This is a genomic window from Nocardia sp. Marseille-Q1738, from assembly GCF_965283145.1.
Map to the genome: position 1 here is coordinate 921,689 of NZ_CBDIMS010000001.1, position 19,416 is coordinate 941,104.

The window sequence follows — 19,416 nt, forward strand, 5'->3', positions numbered from 1 at the left end:
GTCAATAGGCCGCGCCGGACCGAGCGAAGGCTGAGGCAGCCGCCTAGCGCTCGGTCCGGCGTGGAGTTCAGTTGGCGGGCTCGACCACCGCGTCGGGTCCTGGATATACCAGGGACTCGTGGCCGTCGGAGTAGCGCACCAAGTAGGGCGGCGTCCCGTCCGGGCCGCGGACCTCGATGATCTCGGCCAGGTGATCCACTTCTCCCACCACGTGTCCGTGTACGCAGAGTCGATCTCCTACATGTGCGATCATCGCCCCATTATCGAACGCCGGTGGTGCGCGTCACAACCATTCGGCGAAAGCCGCGCGGGAGCTGATTCAGTCGTCTCCGCCGATGACCCGCTCGACGGCGGCCTCGATCAATGCCTGGCTCTGTTCCTCGGTGAACACCTCGGGCAGCGTGAGCCGGTCGACGATCAACCAGTTCAGCGCCAGGTAGAGCAGCAGCACCGATTTCTCGTCGCCGGGCAGGCCGGACTCGAGGTGATTGCGCACGTTGAACTCGATGTCCTTGCGCACCCGCTCGGTCAGCACGGCGCGCAGTTCCGGTCGCCGGGTCGCCTCCAGGCGCAATTCGAGCAGGGCAAGGTAGCCGGTGCGGAACGCCTCGATGCGCCCGACCGTCTCCTGCATCAGCTCGATGATGTTCGCGCGTGTCTTCGGCCCCTCGGTCAGCTTGGCCATGGTCGCTTCGCTCGGCTGTAGCCGCTCGTAGAACCGGGCGCCCGCCTGGGTCAGCAGGTCGTCGCGGTTGGCGAAGTAGTTCGACGCCGTGCCCGCGGGTACCGCGGCCTCTTTGTCCACTGCGCGGAAGGTCAGTCCGCGTGCGCCGTCGCGCGCGAGGATTTCGATCGCCGCGTCCACCAGCGCCTGTCGCCGTTCCGGGTTGGTCCGCACTTGACACCACTCCAGTCGTAGTACTACCTTCAGATCACTACATGCAGAGTACAACGAGTTAGGCGGTATGGGTATGCGAAAGCTTGTCTACTACGTGGGTGTGTCGCTCGACGGCTACATCGCGGGCCCCGCCGGGGAATATGACTTCTACCCCCTCGATGCGGAGATGACGGCCTGGATGAACACCGAATACCCGGAATTCGTGCCCAGCTTTCTGCGTACGCAGTTTGGAATGGCGGTGGATGAGCCGAACAAGCGGTTCGACACAGCGGTGATGGGCCGGGGCAGCTACGAGCCCGGGTTGTCCCTCGGTGTGACCAGTCCGTACGCGCACATGAAGCAGTACGTGGTGTCCAGCACGCTCGGTCCCGGGGGCGATCCGGCCATCGAAGTCGTCGAACGCGACCCCGTCGAACTCGTGCGGGGGCTGAAGCGGGCCGAGGGCGGGGACATCTGGCTCGTTGGCGGCGGCAAGCTCGCCGCCCAACTGCTCGGGGAGATCGACGAGATGATCATCAAGAGCTACCCGGTCGTCGCCGGCGGCGGCATCTCCGTGTTCTCCGGCGCGTTCCGCCCGACGCTGTTCACTCCGGCCCAGCGCAAGGAATTCGGCAACGGCGCGCAGGTCACCTGGTTCACCCGGGCCTGACCGCCGCCGAAATCCAGAGAAAGAGGTATCTCATGCGAAAACTCGTCTACTTCGTCGGTCTTTCCCTCGACGGCTACATCGCGGGCCCGAATGGCGAACTCGACTTCTACCCGGTCGCCGACGACATGTGGGAATGGCTGCGTGCGGAATATCCGGAGACGCTGCCCACCCATGTGCGCCCGCACATCGGACTCGACGTGGACGCGCCGAATCAGAAATTCGACACGCTGGTGATGGGTCGCGGCACTTACGATCCGGCCCTGTTCATCGGCGTGACCAGCCCGTACGCGCATATGAAGCAGTACGTGGTGTCGAGCACGCTCGGCCGGATCGATGATCCGGGCGTCGAGTTGGTCGAGTGCGATCCGGTCGGCTTGGTCCGCAAACTGAAGCGGCAGGACGGCATGGACATCTGGCTGGCAGGCGGCGGCAAGTTCGCCGCCGCGCTGCTGGAGGAGATCGATGAACTGGTGATCAAGAGCTATCCGGTGGTCGCGGGCACCGGCGTCCCCGGGTTCGCGGGCGAGTTCCGTCCGACGCAGTTCCGCCCCACCGAGCGCAGGCAGTTCGGCAACGGCGTTCAGGTCAGCTGGTTCACCAGGGCCTGAGCCCGCTCAGCCGGCGGCGAGGAAGGACAGCCGCACCTGGCGGTCCGGATTGTCGATATTGAGATCGACCAGCGCGATCGACTGCCAGGTGCCAAGGGCCAGCTTCCCGCCGAGCACCGGGACCGTCGCGTACGGCGGGATCAGCGCGGGCATCACGTGTGAGCGTCCGTGGCCGCGCGAGCCGTGCGCGTGCCGCCATCGGTCGTCGGCGGGCAGCAGCTCGCGCAGCGCGGCCAGCAGGTCGTCGTCACTGCGTGCGCCCAATTCCATGATCGCGATCCCCGCGGTGGCGTGCGGCACGAAGACGTGCAGCAGCCCGTCGCCGCCCGCTTCGCGGACGAATGTCGCGCACTGCGGTGTGATGTCCTGCACCACCTCGCTGTGGCCCGTTCTCACCTCGAGCAGCGTGCTCTTCATACGCTCATGGTCCCTCATCGCGCGCGGGCCGCGCGGCCTGCCCGGGATGGGATGCGGCTGTGGGTTTTTCCACAAGCCGGGTAGGTATCGGCAAAACCGCTGGCACCCGGCCGGTAGTCTGGATGACTGTTACCAGTTTGTTGTCGATCTTGGAGGACCCTGTCGTGGCTCTCGTGGTTCAGAAGTACGGAGGATCCTCGGTGGCGACCGCCGAGCGCATCCGGCGCGTCGCTGAACGGATCGTGGAGACCAAGAAGCAGGGCCACGACGTGGTGGTCGTCTGCTCCGCCATGGGCGACACCACCGACGAGCTGCTCGATCTCGCCCAGCAGGTGGCGCCGGCGGCGCCCGCCCGCGAGATGGACATGCTGCTCACGTCGGGCGAGCGCATCTCCAACGCGCTGGTCGCCATGGCCATCCACTCACTCGGCGCCGAGGCCCGCTCGTTCACCGGCTCGCAGGCGGGCGTGATCACCACGGGCGCGCACGGCAACGCCAAGATCATCGACGTCACCCCCGGCCGCGTCCGGGACGCGCTGGACGAGGGCGTCGTCGTGCTGGTCGCGGGATTCCAGGGCGTCAGCCAGGACAGCAGGGACGTCACCACGCTGGGCCGCGGCGGTTCGGACACCACCGCGGTCGCGCTGGCCGCCGCGCTGAACGCGGACGTCTGCGAGATCTACACCGACGTGGACGGCGTCTTCACCGCCGACCCGCGGATCGTGCCCGACGCGCAGCGGCTCGAGCAGGTCTCCTACGAGGAGATGCTGGAACTGGCGGCCTGCGGCGCCAAGGTGCTGATGCTGCGCTGCGTCGAATACGCCCGCCGCTACAACGTGCCCGTGCATGTGCGCTCGTCCTACACCGACAAGCGGGGCACCTACGTTTCTGGATCGATGGAGGACATCCCCTTGGAGCAAGCAATCCTCACCGGCGTCGCACATGACCGCAGCGAGGCCAAGGTGACCGTGGTCGGACTGCCCGACGAGCCGGGCTACGCCGCCAAGGTGTTCCGCGCCGTCGCCGACGCCGAGATCAACATCGACATGGTCCTGCAGAACATCTCGAAGGTCGAGACCGGCAAGACCGACATCACCTTCACGCTGCCCAAGACCGAGGGCGCCCGCGCCGTCGAGATGCTGACCAAGCGCCAGGACGACATCGGTTTCTCCCAGGTGCTCTACGACGACCACATCGGCAAGGTGTCGCTGGTCGGCGCGGGTATGAAGAGCCACCCTGGGGTCACCGCCACGTTCTGTGAGGCGCTGGCCAAGGCGGGTGTGAACATCGATCTTATCTCCACGTCGGAGATCCGGATTTCCGTGCTGGTCAAGGACACCGAACTGGACGAGGCGGTCAAGGTGCTGCACAAGGCGTTCGACCTCGGCGGCGACGAGGTCGCGGTGGTCCACGCGGGAACGGGGCGATAAGCCATGGGCATTCGGGTAGGAGTCGTCGGCGCGACCGGGCAGGTCGGCGCCGTCATGCGGAAACTGCTGGACGAGCGCAATTTCCCCGCCGACGAGGTGCGGTTCTTCGCGTCCGCGCGTTCGGCGGGCAAGACGCTGCCGTGGCGCGGCCGCGAGATCGTCGTCGAGGACACCGAGACCGCCGATCCGTCCGGCTTGGACATCGCGCTGTTCTCCGCCGGGGCCACCATGTCCCGGGTGCAGGCCCCGCGTTTCGCGGCGGCTGGTGTCACCGTCATCGACAATTCGTCGGCTTGGCGCAAGGATCCCGAAGTTCCGCTGGTGGTCAGCGAGGTGAACCCGGAACAGACGCGCAATCTGGTCAAGGGCATCATCGCCAATCCGAACTGCACCACGATGGCGGCCATGCCGGTGCTCAAGCCGCTGCACGACATCGCGGGTCTGCGCCGCCTGATCGTGTCCAGCTACCAGGCGGTGTCCGGTAGCGGCCTGGCCGGTGTCGAGGAGCTGATCGGTCAGGCGCGCGCGGTGATCGATGACGCCGAGAAGCTGACCCAGGACGGCCGCGCCGTCGACTTCCCCCCGCCGGACAAGTACGTCGCGCCGATCGCGTTCAACGTGCTTCCGCTGGCCGGTTCGCTGGTCGACGACGGCTCCGGCGAGACCGACGAGGATCAGAAGCTGCGCAACGAGAGCCGCAAGATCCTCGGCATCCCGGATCTCGCGGTGAGCGGCACCTGCGTGCGCGTCCCGGTCTTCACCGGCCACTCGCTGTCGGTGAACGCCGAGTTCGCCGAGCCGCTCTCCGTCGAGCACGCCAAGGAGATCCTGGCCAAGGCCCCCGGCGTCAAGCTGGTCGACGTGCCGACCCCGTTGGCCGCGGCCGGTATCGACGATTCCCTCGTCGGCCGCATTCGCCAGGACCCCGGCGTCCCCGACGGTCGCGGTCTCGCCCTGTTCATCTCCGGCGACAACCTGCGAAAGGGTGCCGCGCTCAACACGATTCAGATCGCCGAGGTGCTGCTCAGCAACCGCTGAATTACTCGCGCCACGCCCAAGCCCAGTGGTACCATATCCGGTACGACTGGGCTTGGAGGCATCATGGCTGCGGCGATTACGGCGAGCGAAGCACGCAAGAATCTGTTTCCCCTGGTCAAGAAGGTCAATGAGGATCACGACACGATCGAGATCGTGTCGAAAGGGGGGAATGCCGTGCTGATGTCCAAGGAAGACTACGACTCGCTGATGACGACCGTCGAGTTGTTGAGCGGGCGCGATGGGGCGCGTCTACGTCGATCGATCCAGGAACTCGAGAACGGTGGCGGTATCGAACGCGACCTCATCGAATGAGAGTCGTCTTTTCCGAGTCCGCATGGGAGGAATACTCGGCGTGGCTTCAGCGCGACCGTGTTGTGCTGAAGAAGGTCAACGTGCTGATCAAAGCTATCCTGTCCGATCCTTTCGAAGGCACCGGCAAGCCCGAGCCGTTGAAGCACGACCTGGCGGGTTACTGGTCCCGTCGAATCACGCAGGAACACCGCATCGTCTATCGAGTGGTGGATGATGCGCTCTGGATCGCCAAGGTCGGCAAGCACTACGAATAATAGGGTCGCTGCCCGGCGGTTGCGCTGTTAGCCTGCGGCGATGGCTAACCCTCATCCCCACGTGTATCTCGGCGACCGGATCGTTGCGGCCGATGCGGCCGTGGTCGGTGTCGCATCGTCCGCGGTGTTGTACGGACTGAGCGTCTACACCGTCTTCCCGGTGCACGTGGAGGGGGCGGCACGGACCGCGTTTCGGCTGGACGATCATTACCGGCGGCTCGAGGAGTCGTGCAAGATCATCGGGATCGATCGGTTCGCCGTGGAATGGGATTTCGCCAGGTTTCGCGCCGCCGTGGTGGAACTGATCGCGGCGAACGCACCCGACGAGGATGTCTTCGTGCGGGCGACGGTGCACGTGGTCGAATCGATTCCCGGCACTCGGGTGCGTGGCTGTGCGATCCAGGTGAGCATATTCGTCTACGACGCGGTGCCGATCGTCCCGCAGGACGGGATGCGGCTGAAGTCCAGCCCCTGGCGGCGCATTCCGGACAACGCCATCCCTTCTCGCGCCAAGGTCAATGGCGCGTATGTGAATTCGGTCCTGGCCAAGCAGGACGCGATCGACAGCGGCTACGACGACTGTGTCTTCCTGGACGGCAACGGTCATGTCTGCGAACTCAGCGCGGCCAATATCTTCCTCGTCCGGGGCGGCACGCTGATCACCCCGGACGTGTCTTGCGACATCCTCGACGGCATCAACCGCAGGACGGTCCTCACCCTGGCGGCCGAGGACGGCATTCCGGTGGTCGAACGCACCGTTGACCTCACCGAGCTGTACATCGCCGACGAGGTCTTCGTCACCGGAACCTCCGCCGGTGCGGCTCCGGTCGTCGAGGTAGACGGTCGCGTGGTCGCCGACGGCGTCCCCGGGCCGATCTCGCAGGCGCTGCGCAAACGCCACTACGCCGCGCTGCGCACCGACGACGTGCACGGATGGGTCACGGATCTGTCCGCTTAGACGCGGGGACCAGCACGCCGGTTTGGGGACGGTCGGCGGGAAGAACCGGTCCGCCCAAGGGGCAACCGATGCCGGGCTGCGCCGATCGGCGCCGGGTTGTGCGGCCAGTGGGATGTCCGCGCCCCAAGGAGGAACCTCTCGATGGATGCCAATGGTGCGGCTCGGGGCCGAGGTCAGGCAGGGATCGCGTAGCCCGGCGTGTATCAGAAGCGGCACGGACGCCCAGAGGTGGCATCGCTCAATGGATGCGGGGCCGAGGTACGGCAGGATTGCCTAGGCTGGCAAGGTATCTGCGAACGGCAGGTTCAACCGGCCCAGGGGCTATACCGCATCAGCGGATGCCCGGGGTGCGCGGATCCGGCCCGAGGCACGCCACGATGGCGCAGCCCGGCGGGGTGTCCGCGAAAGGCGGATCCAGCGGGTAGCTCAGGCAAGCGAAGACGTTGCAGCCCGGGTAGGCGGCGGGCCCGAGGCCGAAGACCGCGATCAGGATGTCGTTGTCGACGAAGCGGCGGGGGTCCAGCCGAACCGGCGGTTCGATGTAGGGGCCGGGGTCCGGCACCGGCCGCTCGTCGAACGCGTCGAATACCTTGCGAAAGAATTCATAGGGCAGTTCCTGGGTGTTCTGGATGATCCCGCTCACGCCCTGGCTGCTGACGTTTCCGAACACGCCGGTCCACACCACGGTGAGATCCAGGCTCGGAATGATGAAGACGTTCTGCATTCCGAGACCCGCCATCGTGTAGACATCGCGGGGCAGGAAATCCGCGGTCTCGGCGCAACCGGGCCCTAGCCAGAACAGGTATCCATAGCACGGGTTCGCAGGCGAGGGCGTGCGCGCTTTCCGCAGGTACTGGGCGGAGACGATGCGCTGGTCACCCCACCGTCCATCGTTGCTCACCAGCAGTCCGAGCTTCGCGAAATCCTTCGGCGGAATCATCAGGTGTGCGTAGCCGTAGGTGTGTCCGGAGCGGTCGCGGGCCCAGTAGTAGTCGCCACGTGGAATGCCGAGCGGATCGAACAATTCACGCTGCGCGAACTGTTGCAGTGGTTCACCTACGGTGAGTTCGAGCACGTAAGCCAGGAGGTCGACATTGCGCTGGCTGTAGGTGAAGACCGTGCCCGGCGGATTGTCCAGCGGCACACCGAGCGCCTGCACCGCACTGTTCGGGTCGATGGGGATCACGCCGGTGATGCCCTCGGTCACCACTCCGACCCGCATGCCCGACGTCTCGGTGAGCAGATTCTCCACGGTGATGGACCGGTGCGCGGGGCCGCCGAGCCCGGGGGGCAGGTACCGGTCGATCGGCGCGTCGAGTTCGAGTTTGCCTTGGTCCCAGGCGATTCCGGCGAGCACGGAGACGATGCTCTTGGTCGCGCTCCAGATATTCCACGCGACGTTGTCGGTCTGATTGTTCGTCAGCCCCTCGCCGATCAGGCAGTTGTGCCGGAACACCTGCACATTGAACCGGTTTCGCCCGGCTACGAACCGCAACGCTTCTTGCAGACGCAGGGAATCCAACCCGACCTGCTCCGGCGCCGCCCGCTCTGGGTCACGGCCCGAGGTAACCGCGCACCGCACGTGATCATCGGGCGCGGCGTGCGCGCTCCCGACGAACAGGTTGCCCGCTACCAGCGAAACCGCCGCGATTCCCGCTAGGAATCCGCCCATACGCCCCATGGGGAAAGGCTAGCGCCCCCGGATGTGATCACACGTTCAACAGGCGGGACGAACATGCACGGAACTTGCCGAGCCAGAGAGCCCGGCTGCGGCGAGTCGGGCGTGTGGGTGCCGTGGTCGATCACCGTGCTGGAACTCGCCCCGAACTCCGCGAGCAAGTCAGCTGACCAGTCTCGAGGACAGTGAAATGGCGGCCCGCATACCGATTCGAACAGCCATTTCACTACCCCGACTGCGTGGTCGACCACGGACTATCCACTCCTGAGAGCAGCACGGCGCCCTGGTTAGTATGTGCCCAGTATCCCAGCGAGCCGCCCCGAGAATCGGCGGTTGAGTTCGTTGGCACGACACCGCGCTGGGCGGGTCGGTATCGGCCACGCTATCCAGACCGTCGCCGCCCGTCAGGCGGGACGATGCCGAGGGCGCGGAACCTCGGGACGTATCGGGCCTACTGGTCGAATGCGCTCGCTGACGCAGTAATCCGGCAGTACTTTCGACTCGCCCCGCACCGTGCAGGCCCGGTGTCGGCCGCGGGCTTCGCGCTGCCGCTGCGAGTTTGTCTATCGGCGTGATCGCGTACGCAGCGCGTACAGCATGGCGCCGAGGGCGAGTGTGCCGAGTCCGGCGAGGACGGAACCGAGCGGCAGCGAGAATCCGACAATGACGCAGCCCGCCGCGCCGACGATGGGAATCCAGCGGGGCGGGCGGTTCTCCTCGGCGGTCAGTGTTGCGGCGGAGATATTCGCGATCAGGTAGTAGACGAGCACCGTGAACGAGGAAAAGCCGATCGCCGCGCGCAGATCGAAGACCGCGGCGACCACCGCGACGACCGCCCCGACCACCAATTCCGCGCGATGCGGCACCCCGAACCGCGGATGCACCGCGGCAAGCGCACCCGGCAGATAGCGATCCCGCGCCATGGCGAGCACCGTCCGGGACACACCGAGGATCAGCGCCAGCAGCGATCCGGCCGCTGCGAGCACCGCGCCGATCCGCACCACCGGGGCCGCCGCCGGGACGCCCGCCGCGGTGACCACTCGCGCTAGCGGGTCGGTGGCCTGGGCCAGTCCGGCGGACCCGAGCACGCTCAGCGCCGCGACCGCCACCAGCGCGTAGACCGCGAGCGCGAGTCCGAGCGCGATCATGACGGCGCGCGGAATGGTGCGCTCCGGTTCGCGCACCTCCTCGCCGAGGGTGGCGATGCGGGCGTATCCGGCGAACGCGAAGAACAGCAGCCCGGCCGCCGTGAGAACGTCGCGCGGACCGATCCGGTCGGGCAACGCCGTTGCCGCCGAGTGCGTTCCGAACACCCCGGCCACGACCACCACCGCGAGCACCGCGAGCACCACCGCGACGAGCACTCGAGTGGCCAACGCCGATTTCTGCACTCCCGTGTAGTTGATCGCGGTAATCGCCACCACCACCCCAACTGCCACCGCATGCGCCTGCTCGGGCCAGGCGTAACTACCGACAGTCAATGCCATCGCCGCACACGAGGCAGTCTTCCCCGCGACGAATCCCCACCCGGCGAGGTAGCCCCAGAACGGCCCGAGCCGCTCCCGCCCGTACACGTACGTTCCCCCGGAGACCGGATACCGCGCCGCCAGCCGCGCCGACGACATCGCATTGCAGTACGCGAGCAGCGCCGCCACCGCGAGCGCGAGCAGCAACCAGCTCCCGGCCGAGGCTGCCGCAGGCGCCAGCGCCGCGAAGATGCCCGCCCCGATCATCGCCCCGAGGCCGACGACCACCGAATCGGTGAGCCCGAGCCTGCGGTGCAAGGTCCCATCGTGCGACGCCATAACGTGCATCCTCCCGCACTCTCGTCGCCGACGCAGGACAGCCTCGAGTCGGCGAAGACCGGCACCGAGCTCGGTCAGACGAACTGCATGGTGCCAGCCCAGTACACTCGTCGAGTGATCGCATGCGACGGGCTGTGCACGCGTCCTCTCGACACGATGGAACTCCGCACCATTCTGCGGCGATGCTTCGAAGTCCCTGAGTCGGAGATCTTCGTCAGCAGCGACGACCTGGTAAACGAGGTGCTCCGGGATGTCCAGAGGGACGGCCCCTTCGCGGTCTTCTGCACATACGGGCCGGTCGGCGGGGACTTCGCGGCCGCGTTCTCGATCAGTGCGGATCCGCCACCATCCGGACAGAATTCGCTGGATAGCCAAGGATTCGTCGTCCTGCTCGCAGAGCACACCGGCTGCGACATCCTCTGCGGCTTCGGCGACGAGCCGCAGCCGTGGTTGTGGACACTCACCCGATCCGATGGTGGCCGCGTGGTGGTCCACCTCGCCGAAGACTTCGACGGATGCGACGGCGAACCTCCGTGTTCTTGCGAATACGCCCATCGCAAGGTCGTGTATCCAAAGTCGTGAACTCCCCGGGGGTCGCTACTCGCCCCAGGGAGATCGGCCTGCTACAAGCCTCTCCAGCTGCGTGGCGCCGTTCTCGCGTCGTTCGAGCCTGAATAGATACTCCATCGAATAGATCGGTGCCGCGGTTTCGGAGCTGGTTGCGTGGTCGACCACCGCATCGGTCAGCGTTCCCACCATCCGCAGTCGCGGATAGGCGGCGTGGATCGCTGCCTGATACGACTCGGTCAGGTCGGCGTGGAATCCGATGTCCATCTTGCTGCCCTCTGCCGTCAGGTACGCCAAGACCCCGCGCCGTTCGGCGATCCCGGGCGAGGTGTGCAGCGCGATCGCCTCCCACACTCGGTCGACGTCCACTTGCGGAAGACCGTGATCGGAGAGTACTCCGGCGGCGAGATCGGCGCCCTCGACCTCGAAACGTTCCTTGCCAGGGGCTAATCCGCCTGTTCCGAGATCGTGCATGACCGTGGCGGCGAACAGCAGATCCCGGTCATAGCCTGGATCGGCGTGCAAACCCTCGTGGTCGGCGAGGATCTCGGCGAAGAGATAGCTACGGACACTGTGGTTGGCGATCGCTTCGGCCTCCGATCGCCGCACGACCGCCAGAGCGGCATCAGCCAGTCGAGTGGATGGTAATTCGATACGAAAAGTCATGACAGCGAAGCTATTTCGGCACTACCAATTGCGGGAGTGGCCCGAGTGCCGCGAAACGCTACTATCGGGCCATGTCAGCCGGGGTGGGGAAACGGCGCGTCGCCGTTGTGGTGCCGGATAAGGTCGTCATGCTCGACGCCGCGATTCCGATCGACGTATTCGGTTCCGACCCCAACTACGACCTCGTCGTCTGCCCGACATCGAGCGGTGTCCCTGCCTGGGTTCCGTGGCCATCGGGTGAAACGATCACGCTGGATGCCCTGGTCGATGCCGACACGATCGTGATGCCGGGTTACGCGGGGTTCGACCAGCCACCGCCGACTCCGCTCACAGACGTGCTCGGTCAGGCGCATTCGAGCGGCGCGCGGCTGGTATCGATCTGCACCGGGGCTTTCGCCTTGGCCGCCGCAGGGCTGCTGACCAACCGGCCGGCGACGACCCACTGGCGCGCCGCCGCCCTGCTGCAGAGCAGCTATCCGGACATCGAGGTTCAACCCGATCGGCTCTTCGTCGACGATGGCGACGTGCTGACCTCGGCAGGCGTCACCAGCGGTATCGATCTGTGCCTGCACATCATCCGCAAGGACTTCGGCGCAGCCGTCGCCAACGAGCGTGCCCGAGATCTTGTCGCACCGCCGGTACGCGAAGGAGGCCAAGCGCAATACACCCGCCAGTTCCTTCCCGCCGCCACCTCCAGCACGCTCGAGGAAACACGCGCCTGGATGCTGAGAAACCTGCATCATCCGCACACGATCGATGAGCTTGCTCGCCGATCACACCTGTCGCGACGAACCTTCATCCGGCGGTTCCGCGACGAGACAGGAACCTCGACCCGTGCCTGGATCACCGCCGCCCGCATCGACCGGGCCCGGGAACTCCTCGAAACCACGGAAATCCCCGCAGACCAAATCGGATACCGCGTCGGCCTCGGCAGCCCGGCCAACACCCGTGCGGTCTTCAACCGCCATGTCGGGATCAGTCCTGGAAAATACCGTCGCCTTTTCAAAGGCTGAGCCATCGCACTACTGGCCGAAGGAGCTGCCAAAGCCCGGTGGAAGGGCGTCCCCGGCCGCACACTCCGTACTGCAAGGTCAGCTCGAGCTGGCGACGTCGGCTTCGGGTTGGAGTGCAGGGCCGAGCAGCAGGCCCCCGTCCATGACGAATTCCGAGCCCGTAGCGAAAGATGCGTCCTGGGAGGTGATGAAGAGCAACAGTCGGGTGATGTCAGAGGGTTCGGCGAGGCGGGGGATGGCGAAGGGGTCGGGCGAATAGAAGTCGGCGATGGCCGGCTGGCCTGCGACGGTGGGTTCATTGATCAGCGGTGTGGAGACGACGCCGGGGTGGATGGAGTTGACCCGGATGTTGTCCCGCCCCAGCTCCAGCGCGGCCGTCTTGGTCAGCCCACGCACGGCCCACTTGCTGGCGGTGTAGGGGGCGTAAAGGGCCGTGCCGACGTGGGCCATGGTCGAGGCGATGTTGGCGATGGTTCCGCCACCGCCCCTGCGCATCGACGGAGCCACGGCCCTGATGCCGAGGAACTGGCCGGTGACGTTGACGCTGAAGGTGTGCTCCCAGGTGCGGAGTTCGGTGTGTTCGATAGGGGCCGCCGGGTTCTGGACTCCCGCGTTGTTCACCAGTATGGTGATCGGCCCGAAGTGGCCTTCGACTTCTCGCACCACCGCCGCCCAGTCGTCCTCGCTGGCGACATCCAGGTGAACGGACAGAGCCCGATGACCGAGCCGAGCAGCGAGATCACGGCTGGCGTCGTCGTCGCGGCCGGCAATGACGACGTTCGCCCCCTCGGCGTGGTAGCCCTGCACATGGCTACTGCCCATGCCCCCGCTGCCGCCCGTGACGATGACGGTCTGGCCCTCAAAACGTCCCATGATGCATCCTTCCAGGCTCACATTAATGGTGAGTCGAGTGACTTACCTTCCTTCTCAAAGTAAGGGCAGGGCTAGAGGTGAGTCAAGTGACTTACCTCGCAGTGAGAGGCATACTGGACGGCATGACGGCACAGCCTTCGGAATACCACCGGCGCGTGGCAGCGCAGAAGCGGACGTCCATCATCGAGGCAGCGACGAAGCTGTTCCTCGACTCCGGCTACGACCGCACCTCGCTGGCCCGCATCGCCGAGGCGGCCGGAGTGTCGAGGGCGACTCTGTTCAAGCAGTTCACCACCAAAGCCGCCCTGTTCGAGGCGATCGTCACCGAATACTGGAAGGTCGACGACGAGGAGGAGCCCCTCCTCGAGCCAGGGAACCTCCGCGCAGGGCTCGAGACCATCGGACGCCGATACGTGGCCCTTCTCACCCAACCCGGCATGGCCGCCCTCTTCCGCATCGTCATCGCCGAGGTACCGCGCTTCCCGGAGCTCGGCGAGACCCAGTTCAAGCTCGGCAAGATGCCCTACTTCGAATCGGTCCGCCGCTACCTGGCAGCGGAAAACGCCGCGGGTACAGCCCGGCTCGACGATGCTGAGATGGCGGCGACCCAATTCCTCGGGATGATCTCCAATTACGTGTTCTGGCCGAGGATGCTGCTCGCACGCTGGGAGCCCGACGACGCCGCCATCACCAACGCGGTCGACCAAGCGGTGCTGACCATGCTCGCCCGATACGGCGCGCCGGGGACCACGGCGCCCGAGACACCAGCGCCCCGCCGGTCTGCGTAACCACAGGCAGGCCCGCGGCCCCGTCGAGTACACCTTCGCTCACAGTCAGTGCCAGAGCTCCTTGGACTGCCGCCTTCGCGATGGAGGCGCGCCCGATAGCCCCGGCCCACGGTCGATCGAAGCCAAAGGCCGATTATGGGACATTCTTTAGGTGCTCATGCGAACTCGGTCGAAGCGCACCGGCGAAATCACCGTCTATCCAGGCGCCGCCTACGACGCCCGCCCCACCGACGACGGCCACCCCTTCATCTGGCTCGACTACCCCACCTCCTGCGACGCGACCGAGCGCTTGGCTTGATCGAGGTAACCCTGCATGAGGTCGATGCCGTTCGCGGCCATCTGGAAGCTGACGGTCAGCTTCAAGTGCCAGCACGGCGGCACCACCGAGCACAGTGCGTAGGACGTCGGCGGTGCGCATAGGTCTCCTAGCGTCGGCGTCGGATTTCCCCGGCACAACTGTAGGACGCAGCAGTCGCTGTCCTGGTTCCATCTGATTCGGCATCGTGGCACCGCGCCCCGGCGCTCTCCGCATACCTAGCTGGTTCCTCAATAGATCTGTGCGGCAAGAGGATCAGTGCAGACATGTGGAGCCGCAAGGAAAGTCCGTCGCTCAGGAAACCGACGCACCATGTGCGAACCAGTCCAGAGTCTGGCCGTGTGGGCTCGTGTAGGCCAGGGGCACCCCGTCGAGTGCCAACACGAACTGCGCGGAGTTGCCTTGAACGGGCATGGGTAAGACGTGCCCGATCGACGGCAGTACCGAACTGCCCTCGTTGGAGATCCAGCGGCACGGCAGAGCGCGAACGGTTTCCTCGAATCGGATGCGCGAGGACGGCTCGAGGTAGGTCAGTACAGCGCTGTGGAATACGACGACTGTGGAGTTTGCTGGTGCCGCGTGAACCAGATCTGTGATCCTGGCGTTCAAGTCGCCCGCGACCAGGACGGGTGGAGAGGTTCTGGCAATGCTCGCCGCCGCCCGCAGGCGGTCCAGACGATCGTTCTGTCCCGGCCAGATCAGGGTTTCGAGCCAGCGCAGGTCGTCATCGTCGGTGACGCGTAAGGGGTTCAGGTCGACACCCGAGCGCTGGACCACTGTAGGCAGGGAGTCCGGCAATGGAACCTCGCCTGTAGTGACACAATTGAGCTCAACCGGCGACGGGCCGTCCGCCGGATGCAGGATAGGTCCGTCGTTATACCGGTAGCTGAACCGGTCGGGATACAAGCACAATCCGGCGGAGGCGCCGACTTCTATCAATGCCAGTGGACCGGGAAGACGGGCCAAGATCGGCAGCAGTACGGCCATGCGACCGGCCTCGTTGGTTTGTGTACTGTGGGTCAGGGCCACCTCGGAGACCTGTGCCCAGTGCGTGACCAACCATTCGCGGAAGTGCGGATATGGCCCCTCCGCGGCGCCGCTGAACCGTGCGGCTGCGAGAACCAGGTTCGGTTGCCGTTTGGCCGGCGGCAGCTGATCGATCAGAGTCAGCACCGTGCTGTCATCCGCTATGCCGAGACCCCATTCCAGGTAGCACGCTGAGTGGCCGTTCGCCTCGAGTTCGGCGAACCTTCGATATCGGTCGGCTGTCTCCACGAACTAGTCATACCTCGGTGTGACCAGTTGCCGTGGAAGCCTTGACGACCTGATCACACCGAAGCAACGCCCATGCTGACTACCGGATACAGAACCACCGGCAGGCGGGAGGCGTCAGGGCTGGAGGAAGAGTCTTTCGCACGGTAGGCGGGGTAGACCTGTTGTGTCGCCCGCGATTACGGCTACTGCGTCGGCGTGGTGGCGAGCCTGGTGGTCTTGGATGAACATGAGCGCGGCGGTGAGGCAGGCGGCGAAGTCGAATCGGGCGCCGTGGAGGAAGACGCTGAGGTGCACGTCTGGTTCCTCAGGGCGTGGGGAACCGTTGGCGGCAGTCACTGGTCGCTGCCCCATCGCGCTGCCTCGGTGTCTACGATCCGGTCCGACAGACCGCGCAGGTCGGCGCTGTCGTCTTTCACCTGGACGCCGGTCCACGGGCAGGGTCCGCCGTCGGTTCGCTCGTGTTCGGCGAGCTTTCCGTCAATGAGCGGAACCCAGGTCGTGCAGTGCCGCGACGGGCAGGCGACCTCGGTCAGCGTGTTGGTGAGTGGATCGAACTTGCCGAAGCCGCAATGCGACCACTTGATCCACGGTCCGCATTCGCAGTCAGGCATGTGCCGCCGCCCGTCCCCGTCCTGGTCCGGCGCATGCCCGGATCGCCGCGAGTACGACGAGTCCTGAAGGCCGGTATATGCAACGCGGTGGTTCCACCCACCGCCTGAACGATGCCCCTTGATCTGCGGGTGAAGGAAGCGCGATGGTGCCTCCTTCACGCACGACAGAGACGTTGAGGCGGAACAGCTCTGCGAAGAGGCTGACCTCATCCGGCAAGTCCGGGCGGATGAGATAGGTCCACCTGCCGGAGCGAGGATGGGCGAGTATCGCCCCGAGTGTCGATCCCCGGCATTGCATTTCGAGCTTCACTGCCTGCCCCAGATGTGCCGGCATTATCAAGGCCCACACGTGCGTGGCGGGCATGATGATGCGGCCCAGCTGTGGTGGGTCGATCACGGCGGGCAGGTCGCACACCCGTCGATAAAAGTGACACCGAGTCGCGGGTGTATCGCCAAAAGGTATGTGATCCAACAGTGCTCCCCTACACACTCGTAGCTGAAAAGTCCGTCCGTCCCCGAAATGAACTCTGATGAGGGGCAGCAGAACCCCCCTCCGGGTGTGAAGACAGGACACCACGGCGCTTCTACCTGCACTACGGTTCGCTGAGCATTCAAAACAACTCACTCAAAAACCCACGAGGGAGCTCGAGTTGGGCGCATCATGGGTTCAGAATCACGGTCTTCCACATTCAGAATCGAGGGGGTATCAGATGTCCGAGGATGGGTCGCCAACACTGCTGCGCCGGCAGTTGGGGCGCTTCCTGCGCGAGCGACGCGAAGCAAGTGGACTGACCATCGCCCAAGCGGCACAGGAGGTTCAGCTGAGTCCGGCAGCGCTACAACGACTCGAGACCGGACGTCCGCAAAAACTACGCAAACAAGATGTGCGGGCGCTGTGCGAGCTGTACGAGGTAGACCCGGAAGAGACGGAAAAGGCTGTCGATCTCGCTGTACAGGCTGCGCGGAACCCTGAAGTCACCACCCTGGGCGGGTTGTTCTCCAACGCGTTCAACATGTACGTAGGGATGGAGCAATCGGCGCGCACACTCGTGACCTACCAGGAGCAGATCCCCGGATTACTGCAGACCGCGGACTACGCGCGGGCAACGTTCAGCGCGTTCCCGGGCTACACCAGCACGGACGACATCGAGCGGCGAGTCGAGGTTCGACTGAGGCGGCAGGCGATGGTCACTCGGAAGTCCAATCCGCTGGCGATCGAGGTTCTGCTGCACCAATCCGCACTGCACCGTGCGATGGGTGGGCCTCTGGTGATGTCACGGCAACTGATGCATCTTGCCGAGGTCGGCAAGCTACCGAACGTGACGCTTCGTGTGCATCCCTACTCGGCGGGGATGACCTGGGGTTTCTTGCATGGACCATTCGTGATCTTGGATTTCGGAACGGACCGCAAGGGCAAGCAGATCGAGCCGCCCGTTGTCTATGTCGAAGGCCGGGTGAGCAGCGATCTGTATGTGGAGAAGCCCGACGAGGTGCGACGCTACTATGAACTGGCTGACGCCATCCGGGCCGATGCACTGGACGAGATCAGAACGCGAGACCTGCTTCGTCAGGTTGCAAGGGAGTATGAGCGTGAACGTTGATCTAACTGGGGCACGCTGGTTCAAGAGCAGGCACAGCGAGAGCGGTTCCCAGTGCGTGGAGGTCGCGTTTCTCGATGCGGGCATGATCGGAGTCCGCGACTCCAAGAACCCCACCAACCCGGCCTTGGTGTTCACCCCTGGTGACTGGGATGCCTTCACGGCAGGTCTCGTGGACGGCGAGTTCAACCGCTAGCCGCAACAAGTCGAAAAAGGTCCTGCCCTCAGCGTTTCGAGGGCAGGGCCTTTTCCGTACACAGACCGGACTTTGGTCAGTGGTTTCGGTGACTGCGGCAGCGGTGGACCGAAACTTCGTCCGTGAACCACGATGAACACTTGCACCGAACGGGCGTCGACCTGCACCTGATCGGCAGCGTCGAACTGGTCGCCGAGGGCGAGTGATCAGCGTGGGGCCGCTACCCAGCCGAGCGAGTGCAGCGCTCGTCGGATCGGGTTCGGGTTAATAGCCGCCTTCGCAGGGTTTGTGATGTCCCTGATCGGATTTCTGGTCGGTCTGGGCCTGGGGCATCTATTGGAATAGAGAAGGCGCGGGAAGCGGTGACATCCTGTTCTGCACCGGAGCGGCGAATAGAATGCTGAGAACGACGCCGAGCGATGCCACGGATCGCTCGGCATACCTGATGGGGAGCGAGCCGGAAGATCCTGCGGATAGGGACATTGCCACACTGGCGGCGAGCGGTAGACGTTGGATTCCCGGACGTGTTTTCCCTGCATGAACGGAGGATTGTCCGTTAACATCAGAGCGTCAAGCATCGCGTGTCGGCATAGTGCATGTGGGCGGTTCTGGCTTGCCGAGCTGATTGTGGTCAGGTCGGGAGCTCGGCTGTCGCTCCAGGGCGGGGCACCGGGCTGCACGACTTCGGCGGGAATGTTCCGTTAGGCCGAGGAGGTGACGTGAGCGGATCCAAGCCCTATCTGCTGTTGCAGTTGCGGCCCGAGCGAGACGCCGCGGACGACGAGTACCGCGCCGTGCTGCGCTTTTCCCATCTCGATACCGGCGAGCTGGTGCGCATACATATGGACCAGGAGTTGCCGGATATTGATTTGGACAATTTCTCGGCTGTCATCGTGGGTGGCGGCCCAAGTAATGTCAGTTATCCCCTTGATCGGAAATATGATTACCAAAAACGGTTCGAGCCGAAACTGGGGCAGATTGTCACCGAGGTCATCGCCAGGGATTTTCCGTATTTCGGCGCCTGCTATGGATTGGGCATCCTGGCCGTTGTACTTGGCGGTGAGGTGAGCGACCGGCGCTACGCTGAAACTGCTGGTGCGCAAACGATGACCCTCACCGATGGCGGCGCCGAAGACCCTCTGCTGAGCGGTATTCCGCGTTCGTTCCGGGCGTTCGTCGGGCACAAGGAAGCTTGCCAAGAGGTGCCACCGGGCGCGGAGTTGCTGGCCGAGTCGGCGAGTTGCCCGGTGCAGATGATCCGGGTCGGGCAGAATATCTACGCGACTCAGTTCCATCCCGAATTGGATAGCAAGGGATTGGCGCTCCGTATCGAAACCTACCGGGACGCAGGCTATTTCGAGCCGGGCGAGGCCGCGCGCTTGACGGCCCTCGGCCATCAAGAATCTGTCCCCGTTCCCGGGGAGATACTGCGCCGGTTCGTCGCCCGGTACCGAACCGAATAGACG

23 protein-coding genes are annotated in these 19,416 nt (G+C 65.0%); 14 read left to right on the plus strand and 9 right to left on the minus strand.

What is annotated here, in order from left to right:
• Window positions 1–67: 67 nt before the first annotated feature.
• Together ACWPXK_RS04110 and ACWPXK_RS04115 are read right to left on the minus strand one after the other, a co-directional pair.
• Entirely contained in the window at window positions 68–253 is a 186-nt protein-coding gene (locus tag ACWPXK_RS04110; protein ID WP_040773002.1) for a DUF1918 domain-containing protein, read from the minus strand.
• Between the two features lie 66 nt (window positions 254–319).
• Window positions 320–898 (minus strand): TetR/AcrR family transcriptional regulator, encoded by a 579-nt coding sequence (locus ACWPXK_RS04115; protein WP_454194649.1) that lies wholly within the window; start codon window positions 896–898, stop codon window positions 320–322.
• Window positions 899–971: 73 nt separating this feature from the next.
• Here ACWPXK_RS04115 and ACWPXK_RS04120 point away from each other — a divergent pair, with 73 nt between their 5' ends.
• Complete coding sequence (locus tag ACWPXK_RS04120) at window positions 972–1,547, plus strand: dihydrofolate reductase family protein (RefSeq protein ID WP_454194650.1); 576 nt, start codon at window positions 972–974, stop codon at window positions 1,545–1,547.
• Between the two features lie 32 nt (window positions 1,548–1,579).
• Entirely contained in the window at window positions 1,580–2,155 is a 576-nt protein-coding gene (locus tag ACWPXK_RS04125) for a dihydrofolate reductase family protein (protein ID WP_454194651.1), read from the plus strand.
• A gap of 6 nt (window positions 2,156–2,161) precedes the next feature.
• Here the strand turns inward: ACWPXK_RS04125 and ACWPXK_RS04130 are convergent, their stop codons facing one another.
• Complete coding sequence (locus ACWPXK_RS04130; RefSeq protein ID WP_454194652.1) at window positions 2,162–2,572, minus strand: secondary thiamine-phosphate synthase enzyme YjbQ; 411 nt, start codon at window positions 2,570–2,572, stop codon at window positions 2,162–2,164.
• Window positions 2,573–2,736: 164 nt separating this feature from the next.
• Between ACWPXK_RS04130 and ACWPXK_RS04135 the strand changes: the two genes are divergently transcribed.
• The 5 genes from ACWPXK_RS04135 (at window position 2,737) to ACWPXK_RS04155 (ending at window position 6,564) form a co-directional block, all read left to right on the plus strand.
• Window positions 2,737–4,002 (plus strand): aspartate kinase, encoded by a 1,266-nt coding sequence (locus tag ACWPXK_RS04135; RefSeq protein ID WP_454194653.1) that lies wholly within the window; start codon window positions 2,737–2,739, stop codon window positions 4,000–4,002.
• 3 nt (window positions 4,003–4,005) lie between these two features.
• The gene (locus tag ACWPXK_RS04140) at window positions 4,006–5,040 is read left to right on the plus strand and encodes an aspartate-semialdehyde dehydrogenase (protein ID WP_454194654.1); all 1,035 of its coding nucleotides are present in this window, start codon (window positions 4,006–4,008) and stop codon (window positions 5,038–5,040) included.
• Between the two features lie 63 nt (window positions 5,041–5,103).
• Window positions 5,104–5,352: a type II toxin-antitoxin system Phd/YefM family antitoxin gene (locus ACWPXK_RS04145; RefSeq protein ID WP_454194655.1), complete on the plus strand. Its 249-nt coding sequence runs from the start codon at window positions 5,104–5,106 to the stop codon at window positions 5,350–5,352.
• On the plus strand, window positions 5,349–5,606 hold the full coding sequence (locus tag ACWPXK_RS04150; RefSeq protein WP_454194656.1) for a Txe/YoeB family addiction module toxin: 258 nt from the start codon (window positions 5,349–5,351) through the stop codon (window positions 5,604–5,606). Before ACWPXK_RS04145 ends, ACWPXK_RS04150 begins: the two co-directional genes overlap by 4 nt.
• A gap of 40 nt (window positions 5,607–5,646) precedes the next feature.
• Window positions 5,647–6,564, plus strand: a complete 918-nt coding sequence (locus ACWPXK_RS04155) for an aminotransferase class IV (protein WP_454194657.1) — start codon at window positions 5,647–5,649, stop codon at window positions 6,562–6,564.
• 331 nt (window positions 6,565–6,895) lie between these two features.
• Here ACWPXK_RS04155 and ACWPXK_RS04160 read toward each other — a convergent pair whose 3' ends face one another.
• Entirely contained in the window at window positions 6,896–8,245 is a 1,350-nt protein-coding gene (locus ACWPXK_RS04160) for a serine hydrolase domain-containing protein (protein ID WP_454194658.1), read from the minus strand.
• Window positions 8,246–8,805: 560 nt separating this feature from the next.
• Window positions 8,806–10,047, minus strand: coding sequence for an APC family permease (locus ACWPXK_RS04165; RefSeq protein ID WP_454194659.1), 1,242 nt, complete (start codon window positions 10,045–10,047; stop codon window positions 8,806–8,808).
• A 114-nt stretch (window positions 10,048–10,161) separates the two neighbouring features.
• On the opposite strand from ACWPXK_RS04165, the gene ACWPXK_RS04170 reads away from it, so the two are divergent.
• Complete coding sequence (locus ACWPXK_RS04170; protein WP_454194660.1) at window positions 10,162–10,629, plus strand: hypothetical protein; 468 nt, start codon at window positions 10,162–10,164, stop codon at window positions 10,627–10,629.
• Between the two features lie 15 nt (window positions 10,630–10,644).
• On the opposite strand, the gene ACWPXK_RS04175 is transcribed toward ACWPXK_RS04170, so the two are convergent.
• Entirely contained in the window at window positions 10,645–11,280 is a 636-nt protein-coding gene (locus ACWPXK_RS04175) for an HD domain-containing protein (protein WP_454194661.1), read from the minus strand.
• 71 nt (window positions 11,281–11,351) lie between these two features.
• Between ACWPXK_RS04175 and ACWPXK_RS04180 the strand changes: the two genes are divergently transcribed.
• Entirely contained in the window at window positions 11,352–12,293 is a 942-nt protein-coding gene (locus ACWPXK_RS04180) for a GlxA family transcriptional regulator (RefSeq protein ID WP_454194662.1), read from the plus strand.
• A gap of 78 nt (window positions 12,294–12,371) precedes the next feature.
• On the opposite strand, the gene ACWPXK_RS04185 is transcribed toward ACWPXK_RS04180, so the two are convergent.
• The gene (locus ACWPXK_RS04185; RefSeq protein ID WP_454194663.1) at window positions 12,372–13,166 is read right to left on the minus strand and encodes an SDR family NAD(P)-dependent oxidoreductase; all 795 of its coding nucleotides are present in this window, start codon (window positions 13,164–13,166) and stop codon (window positions 12,372–12,374) included.
• A gap of 122 nt (window positions 13,167–13,288) precedes the next feature.
• Between ACWPXK_RS04185 and ACWPXK_RS04190 the strand changes: the two genes are divergently transcribed.
• Window positions 13,289–13,954, plus strand: coding sequence for a TetR/AcrR family transcriptional regulator (locus tag ACWPXK_RS04190; protein WP_454194664.1), 666 nt, complete (start codon window positions 13,289–13,291; stop codon window positions 13,952–13,954).
• A gap of 151 nt (window positions 13,955–14,105) precedes the next feature.
• Window positions 14,106–14,252, plus strand: coding sequence for a hypothetical protein (locus ACWPXK_RS04195; RefSeq protein WP_454194665.1), 147 nt, complete (start codon window positions 14,106–14,108; stop codon window positions 14,250–14,252).
• Window positions 14,253–14,564: 312 nt separating this feature from the next.
• Here the strand turns inward: ACWPXK_RS04195 and ACWPXK_RS04200 are convergent, their stop codons facing one another.
• Both ACWPXK_RS04200 and ACWPXK_RS04205 read right to left on the minus strand, forming a co-directional pair.
• Entirely contained in the window at window positions 14,565–15,545 is a 981-nt protein-coding gene (locus ACWPXK_RS04200) for a DUF2332 domain-containing protein (protein WP_454194666.1), read from the minus strand.
• 332 nt (window positions 15,546–15,877) lie between these two features.
• Complete coding sequence (locus ACWPXK_RS04205) at window positions 15,878–16,156, minus strand: hypothetical protein (RefSeq protein WP_454194667.1); 279 nt, start codon at window positions 16,154–16,156, stop codon at window positions 15,878–15,880.
• Window positions 16,157–16,866: 710 nt separating this feature from the next.
• On the opposite strand from ACWPXK_RS04205, the gene ACWPXK_RS04210 reads away from it, so the two are divergent.
• The 3 genes from ACWPXK_RS04210 (at window position 16,867) to ACWPXK_RS04220 (ending at window position 19,413) form a co-directional block, all read left to right on the plus strand.
• Window positions 16,867–17,757: a helix-turn-helix domain-containing protein gene (locus ACWPXK_RS04210; protein WP_454194668.1), complete on the plus strand. Its 891-nt coding sequence runs from the start codon at window positions 16,867–16,869 to the stop codon at window positions 17,755–17,757.
• Window positions 17,747–17,950, plus strand: a complete 204-nt coding sequence (locus ACWPXK_RS04215; RefSeq protein ID WP_454194669.1) for a DUF397 domain-containing protein — start codon at window positions 17,747–17,749, stop codon at window positions 17,948–17,950. Before ACWPXK_RS04210 ends, ACWPXK_RS04215 begins: the two co-directional genes overlap by 11 nt.
• 719 nt (window positions 17,951–18,669) lie before the next feature.
• Window positions 18,670–19,413, plus strand: coding sequence for a glutamine amidotransferase (locus tag ACWPXK_RS04220; protein WP_454194670.1), 744 nt, complete (start codon window positions 18,670–18,672; stop codon window positions 19,411–19,413).
• Window positions 19,414–19,416 lie beyond the last annotated feature (3 nt).